Source organism: Pseudomonas fluorescens (assembly GCF_002837185.1).
Classification (GTDB): Bacteria; Pseudomonadota; Gammaproteobacteria; order Pseudomonadales; family Pseudomonadaceae; genus Aquipseudomonas; species Aquipseudomonas fluorescens_AM.
This window is the reverse complement of the sequence record NZ_KZ478048.1, coordinates 1-6,303: the sequence shown is the minus strand read 5'-3', so window position 1 is coordinate 6,303 and position 6,303 is coordinate 1. Positions and strand designations below refer to the sequence as shown.

Annotated in this window: 5 protein-coding genes and 1 pseudogene; 2 read left to right on the top strand and 4 right to left on the bottom strand. The window is 62.6% G+C overall.

Annotated features, from left to right (window positions below):
• Positions 1 to 712: 712 nt before the first annotated feature.
• Positions 713 to 1,540 (bottom strand): glutathione-dependent disulfide-bond oxidoreductase, encoded by an 828-nt coding sequence (yghU, locus tag CIB54_RS27145; RefSeq protein ID WP_065952337.1) that lies wholly within the window; start codon positions 1,538 to 1,540, stop codon positions 713 to 715.
• 44 nt (positions 1,541 to 1,584) lie between these two features.
• Entirely contained in the window at positions 1,585 to 2,811 is a 1,227-nt protein-coding gene (locus tag CIB54_RS27140; RefSeq protein ID WP_101221487.1) for an MFS transporter, read from the bottom strand.
• Between the two features lie 65 nt (positions 2,812 to 2,876).
• Between CIB54_RS27140 and CIB54_RS27135 the strand changes: the two genes are divergently transcribed.
• Positions 2,877 to 3,863 carry an AraC family transcriptional regulator gene (locus CIB54_RS27135; RefSeq protein WP_101221488.1) on the top strand — a complete coding sequence of 329 codons (987 nt, stop codon included), beginning with the start codon at positions 2,877 to 2,879 and terminating at the stop codon, positions 3,861 to 3,863.
• A 142-nt stretch (positions 3,864 to 4,005) separates the two neighbouring features.
• Here the strand turns inward: CIB54_RS27135 and CIB54_RS27130 are convergent, their stop codons facing one another.
• Positions 4,006 to 4,773, bottom strand: coding sequence for an SDR family NAD(P)-dependent oxidoreductase (locus tag CIB54_RS27130; protein ID WP_065952335.1), 768 nt, complete (start codon positions 4,771 to 4,773; stop codon positions 4,006 to 4,008).
• 138 nt (positions 4,774 to 4,911) lie between these two features.
• On the opposite strand from CIB54_RS27130, the gene CIB54_RS27125 reads away from it, so the two are divergent.
• Positions 4,912 to 6,060, top strand: a complete 1,149-nt coding sequence (locus tag CIB54_RS27125; protein WP_101221486.1) for an aldose epimerase family protein — start codon at positions 4,912 to 4,914, stop codon at positions 6,058 to 6,060.
• A 115-nt stretch (positions 6,061 to 6,175) separates the two neighbouring features.
• On the opposite strand, the pseudogene CIB54_RS27120 reads toward CIB54_RS27125, so the two are convergent.
• A pseudogene (locus CIB54_RS27120) lies at positions 6,176 to 6,303 on the bottom strand (L-arabinose ABC transporter permease AraH); the annotation flags it as partial.

Genomic DNA, 6,303 nt, shown 5'->3' with positions numbered 1-6,303 from the left:
GCTCGGTGTGCCCGAACGCAGGCTTGAATCCGTGGGCCGCCGCAATGGGCCATCCATGGCCCAGTGCGGCTAACCCGGCGTCCTGCCGGGTTACCCACGAATTCAAGCCTGCGTTCGGCCAGCGTGGTTTAACGGGGCGCCTGAGATCAAGATCAAAAGCGCGGCGGCCTTAGAGCCGACCGCTATCTTGTGCCGATCCGCGATCCAAATGTGGGGGGTGGTGCGACGATTCGACTTGCCTGCGGTGGCGGTGTATCAGTCACGGATGCACTTACTGACTCTCCCTCATCGGGGGCAAGCCCCCCCACACAAACAGCGTATCCACGATGCGAAGCGAGCGGCTCTTGATCTTGCTCTTGCTTTTGATCTTAGGCGCCCCGTTAAACCACGCTGGCCGCAATTCGATATTGATGTGGGGGGTAAACCGGCAGGACGCCGGTTTAGCCGCCCCGCGCCATGGATGGCGCGTGGCGGCGGCCCCCCACATCAATGTCGGATTGCGGGCACACCGAGCCTAAGCGAGGTGCCGAGTGGTGGGGCAAGAGCCTTTTTGGTTACTTTTGGGGCTCTTTTCCAAAAGTGACCCGCTGTAAAAGCGGAACCCATAGCAGCCGTTACCGCAGAAACGGATATGTACTCGGTCCAATCCAACATCCCGGCCAGCCCAGAGGCCGCCATCGGGGGCAAGCCCCCTCCCACACGTGGATTTCACTCAGTCCAGATCACGTGCGTCATGGCGCTCGGCCAACTGATCGTCGCCCGACACCCGATTCACCCGCCGCCCACGCTGCACCGCCGGCCGCGCATCGATCGCATCGGCCCAGCGCAACACATGCTTGTATTCATGCACCGACAGAAACTCCGCCGCCCCATACAAGCGCCCTTTCACCAACCCACCGTACCAGGGCCAGATGGCGATATCGGCAATGGTGTATTCATCCCCGGCAATGTACTCGCTCACCGCCAGGCGCTTGTCCAGCACATCCAGCTGACGCTTGGCCTCCATGGCAAACCGATTGATCGGGTACTCCATCTTGCTTGGCGCATACGCGTAGAAATGTCCGAAACCGCCGCCCAGATACGGCGCACTGCCCATCTGCCAGAACAGCCACGACAGGCACTCGGCGCGCGCCGCAGGTTCGGTGGGGAAGAACGCACCGAACTTTTCGGCCAGGTATTGCAGGATCGCGCCCGACTCGAACACGCGAATCGGCGCCGCGCCGCTGTGATCCATCAACGCCGGAATCTTCGAATTCGGGTTGACCCCCACGAAGCCGCTGCCGAACTGGTCGCCGTCGCCGATCTTGATCAGCCAGGCGTCGTATTCGGCGCCGGTGTGCCCGAGGGCCAGCAACTCTTCGAGCAGGATAGTGACCTTCTGCCCGTTGGGCGTGGCCAGGGAATACAACTGCAAGGGATGCTTGCCCACTGGCAGCGCTTTTTCATGGGTGGCGCCCGCGATGGGCCGGTTGATGCTGGCGAAGGTGCCGCCGCTTTCGGCGTCCCAGGTCCAGACCTTGGGGGGTACGTAGTCAGCCATGTTCAATGCTCCTGGAGCGCTTGCGATCAACGAAGGGTTTCAGACTAAACCAAAGACGGGTGGTGCGTCACACCCAGGTCCCCGTCTTGCCCGGGTACCTGCACACGCAGTGCGATGAGCAAGGCCGCGAGCAGCATCAACACACCCGCCCCGACAAACACCCCACCAATGCCACTGACGCTGAACATCAACCCGCCACCGGCAGCGCCCGCCGCGATGGCCGACTGCACCGACGCCACCACCATGCCTCCGGCACTTTCGGCCTGGTCCGGCACTGCACGCGCGACCCAGTTCGACCACGCCACGGGCACGCCGCCAAACGCCATGCCCCATAGCGCCAGGAGCAGCGCCTGGGTCGGCAGTGACGCAGGCAGCCAGACCAGCGCCAGTGCCGCAATGCCTACCAGCACCGGCATCAACACCAGCGTTGCCCGGGGGTGGCGCACCAGCAACCAACCGGCGAACAGCGTGCCGGCGAAGTTCGCCACGCCGAAACCCAGGAGCATCAGCGCCAGCCCTTCGGTACCGACTCCGGTGGTGCTTTCCAGGAACGGTCGGATATAAGTGAACAGCGCAAAATGCGCGGTGTGCACCAAGACGCAGCCGAACATGCCCATGGCAATGCCTGGGCGCAGCAGCACGTGCAGCACGGTGCGCAGGCGCGCGGTGCCATTGGGCGCCAGGCGCGGCAGCGTGAATGATTGGAACGCCAGGGTCACCACGCCGACGGCGGCAGCCGCGATAAATGCACTGCGCCAGCCGTACAGGCCACCCAGGTAGCTGCCCAGCGGTACAGCGACCACGGTGCCCAATGCGATCCCGCTGAAAATGATCGACAGCGCACGGGGCAAGGACGCCGCAGGCACCAGGCGCATCGCCACCGCCGCCGCCATGCTCCAGAAACCGCCGAGGGCAATGCCCAGCAGGATGCGCATCAGCAACAACACCGTCAGGCTGGAGGACAGCGCCACCAGCAGGTTGGAGGCAATCATCAGCGTGGAAAAGCCCAGCAGCACGATGCGCCGGTCGACACCACGGGTCAGCCCTGGCACCAGCAAGCCGGCGAACAGCGCCACTACCGCCGTCACCGTGACCGCTTGCCCGGCCAATGCCTCAGTAACGCCCAGGTCCAGGGCCATCGGCGTCAACAGGCTGGCCGGCAAGTACTCGGCCGTGAGCAAGCCGAACACCCCCATCGCCAGGGAAAATACCGCCAGCCAGGCCGGCTCTGCCACAACGCCTGCAGACGCATGGGCTGCACAATCAGTCATAAAAAGTCTTCCTACAGTCATTAACGTGGCGCTCAGTCTAGGTAGGCGCACCAGGATGATCTATGATGCAGAACCTTGATTCCTTGACCGAAACCCCGAATATGACTTCAGTGGACGCTTTCACCGCTTCCTCCGACCTGATCAATGAGTTGCTGCGCGGCATGCGCCTGCGGGGCGTGCAGTACCGGCGCATCCAGGCCGGGCCTACGTTCGGCATGGCCTTTGATGCCAAGCCGGGCCACGCCTATTTCCACTTCCTGGCGGCCGGCTGCGCCACGCTGCGTGCCGAGGACGGCAGCCTTTTCGCACTGTCGGCCGGCAACGCGGTGTTCGTCTCCCACGGCGGCGCGCACGCGCTGTTATCCGCGCCGGATGCGGCTGTGCAGGACATCAGTGATTTCGACAGCGCACCGCTGGGGGATACCGTCTGCGCCGTGAATGCCTCACCCGATACCGTCCCCGACAGGCTGTTGTTCAGTGCATGCATGGCGTTCGAACTCGGCAGCCTCCAGGGGCTCGGCAACCTGATGCCGGCGCTGATGCTGATTGATGCCGCAGGCCAGCGTTATCCGGGGCTGATGCCGATCCTGGCGGTCATGGAACGCGAAGTGTCCGCGGCGCGTGTGGGTTATGCCGGTATTCTCGCGCGTCTGGCCGATGTGGTGGCGGCGATGATCGTACGGGGCTGGGTCGAGTGCGCCTGTGGCAACGCCTCGGGTCTGGTGGCGGCGTTACGCGACCCGCGCCTGGCCCGCGCCCTGCTCGCCTTGCATCAGCAACCGGGCCACGACTGGAGCGTGGCGGAGCTTGCCGCCCAGTGTCATACCTCGCGCTCGGTGTTCGCCGATCGCTTCCAGGCCGCCCTTGGCGTACCGCCGCTGCGCTATGCCACGGAACTGCGTATGCGCCTGGCCAGCCAATGGCTGACCCTGGAGCGCATGCCCATCGAAACCGTGGCGCAACGCCTTGGCTATACGTCCCATGCGGCGTTCAGCCGTGCCTTCAAGCGCATTACCGGGCAGCCGCCCGGCGCAGCCAGGCGTTCGATATGAACGCCTGGCTCGCTTGACCGAAGGCTATTCAACTGTGGGAGGGGGCTTGCCCCCGATAGCGGTGTGTCAGCCAGCTTATATGTTGACTGGTACACCGCCATCGGGGTAAGCCCCCTCCCACAGTTGGACAGTGACGTCCGGCCTATACCCAACCGCCATCGACGATAAAGTTCTGCGCCGAACACATCGCCGACGCGTCCGAGGCGAGGAACAGCGCCATATTGGCGATATGCTCGGGCATTACACTGCCCGGCAGGCACTGGCTGCGGGCGATCAGCTCACGGGCTGCGTCATCCACCCACATGGACAGTTGTTTTTCCGTCATCACCCAGCCCGGCACCAGCGTGTTGACGCGGATGTGGTGCGGCCCCAGCTCCCGTGCCAGGCCGCGGGTCATGCCATGGGCGGCGGCCTTGCTGGCGGCGTACACCGGGTAGCCGGCGGAGGCCATCATCCAGCCGACGGAGCCGAGGTTGATGATCGAGCCGCCACCGGCGTGCTTCATCATCGGTACCACGGCCTTGGCGGCAAAAAACGCGTGCTTGAGGTTGACCGCGATCAGGCGGTCGAACATGTCCGAGTCGATTTCTTCCAGGCTGTGGCGCACATCGTTCGCGGCATTGTTGACCAGTACCGTGATCGGGCCCAGGGAGTGCTCGAAACGTCCGATCGCCGCGCGATAACCAATTTCGTCGGTAATGTCGCAGCATTCGAACTCGACGGTATGCCCCTTGGAGTTCAACAGCGCAGCGAGGCGTTCGCCCTGGCTTTGCGCGCGATCCACGAAGGCCACCTTGGCGCCTTGGGCTGCGAAGGCCCGCACCATGAATTCGCCGATTCCGGAAGCCCCGCCGGAGATCAATACGGTTTTGCCCTTGAGGTCGGGATACAGGGCGTGCTCAGTACTCATAACGTGATGCCTCGATCAATTAGTCTTATTTTATTTTACGAAATCGGCGTTAAAGGCTATAAATTCGCTGTCCAAGTGACGAAATATCGCACATTAGTAGAACTATTCAATCCTAAAACAACAAAAGGAAGTTCGACCATGAAGCACCCTCGATACCTGCTGTCCGGCCTGGCGCTGTCCATGTTGATCGCCAGCGGCGGCGCTCACGCCGCCGGCCTCAGCAGCGAACACAAACCCTTCGGCAAAACCAATGACGGCACCGCCGTCGAACAATACGTGTTGCGCAACAGCCATGGCATGCAAGCCACAGTGATTACCTACGGCGGCGTGCTGCAGTCGCTGAAGGTGCCGGACAAACACGGCAAGGTCGACGACGTGGTGCTGGGTTTTGACGACGTGCAAGGCTACCAGGCCGGCACCGCGTTTTTCGGCGCGACCATTGGCCGCTTCGGCAATCGCCTGGCGGGCGGTGCTTTTGAACTCGACGGCAAACGCTTCCAGGTGCCGCTCAACGACGGCCCCAACTCGCTGCATGGCGGCGCCCAAGGCTTCGACAAGCAGGTGTGGAAAGCCGAGTCGGTCAAGGACAAGGACTCGGTCGGTGTGAAGCTCAGTTACCTGTCCAAGGACGGCGAGATGGGCTTCCCCGGCAACCTGAAAACCGAAGTCACCTACCGCCTCAACGACAAGAACGAACTGCACATCGACTACACCGCCACCACCGATAAACCCACCGTGCTCAACCTCACCAATCACAGCTACTTCAACCTGGCCGGCGCGGGCAATGGCGACATCCTCAAGCAGGTCGCCACCCTGCACGCCAGCCATTACACACCGGTGAACGCCACCCTGATCCCCACCGGCGAACTGGCGCCGGTCACGGGCACGCCGATGGACTTCCTCAAGCCCACGCCTATCGGCCAGCACATCAAGGACGACCACCCGCAGCTCAAGTTTGCCGAACCCAAACAGGGCGGGTTCGACTTCAACTGGGCCCTGGATACCAAGGGTGACGTCAAGCAGCTGGCGGCCCAAGTGCATGATCCTGAATCGGGCCGCCGCCTGCAGCTCTACACCAGCGAGCCTGGGGTGCAGTTCTATACCAGCAACTTCCTGGACGGTTCGATGAAGGGCAAGGGCGGCAAGGCGTACCAGCATTGGAGCGGCTTCACCCTGGAAACCCAGCATTTTCCGGATGCACCTAACCAGCCTGGTTTTGCCTCGACTCGCTTGAACCCAGGGCAAACCTACACCCAGAACACCGTCTTCAAATTCAGCGCCGATTAAAATTGTGGGAGGGGGCTTGCTCCCGATTGCGGTGGGTCAGCTACAGATGCATCAACTGATCCACCGCTATCGGGGGCAAGCCCCCTCCCACATTTGATCTCCGGATGACTTGGGATCAGCGCTGTTTCATGCGGTCGATGACGACGGCCAGCAGCAGGATCGAACCGCGGATCACGTACTGGTAGAAGGTATCGATGTTCTTCAGGTTCATCGCGTTCTCGATGATCGCCAGGATCAACACCC

Excerpts from the sequence above, each read along its gene's own strand:
- yghU (WP_065952337.1), bottom strand. The coding sequence starts at position 1,540 with ATGGCTGACTACGTACCCCCCAAGGTCTGGACCTGGGACGCCGAAAGC.
- CIB54_RS27140 (WP_101221487.1), bottom strand. The coding sequence starts at position 2,811 with ATGACTGATTGTGCAGCCCATGCGTCTGCAGGCGTTGTGGCAGAGCCG.
- CIB54_RS27135 (WP_101221488.1), top strand. The coding sequence starts at position 2,877 with ATGCAGAACCTTGATTCCTTGACCGAAACCCCGAATATGACTTCAGTG.
- CIB54_RS27130 (WP_065952335.1), bottom strand. The coding sequence starts at position 4,773 with ATGAGTACTGAGCACGCCCTGTATCCCGACCTCAAGGGCAAAACCGTA.
- CIB54_RS27125 (WP_101221486.1), top strand. The coding sequence starts at position 4,912 with ATGAAGCACCCTCGATACCTGCTGTCCGGCCTGGCGCTGTCCATGTTG.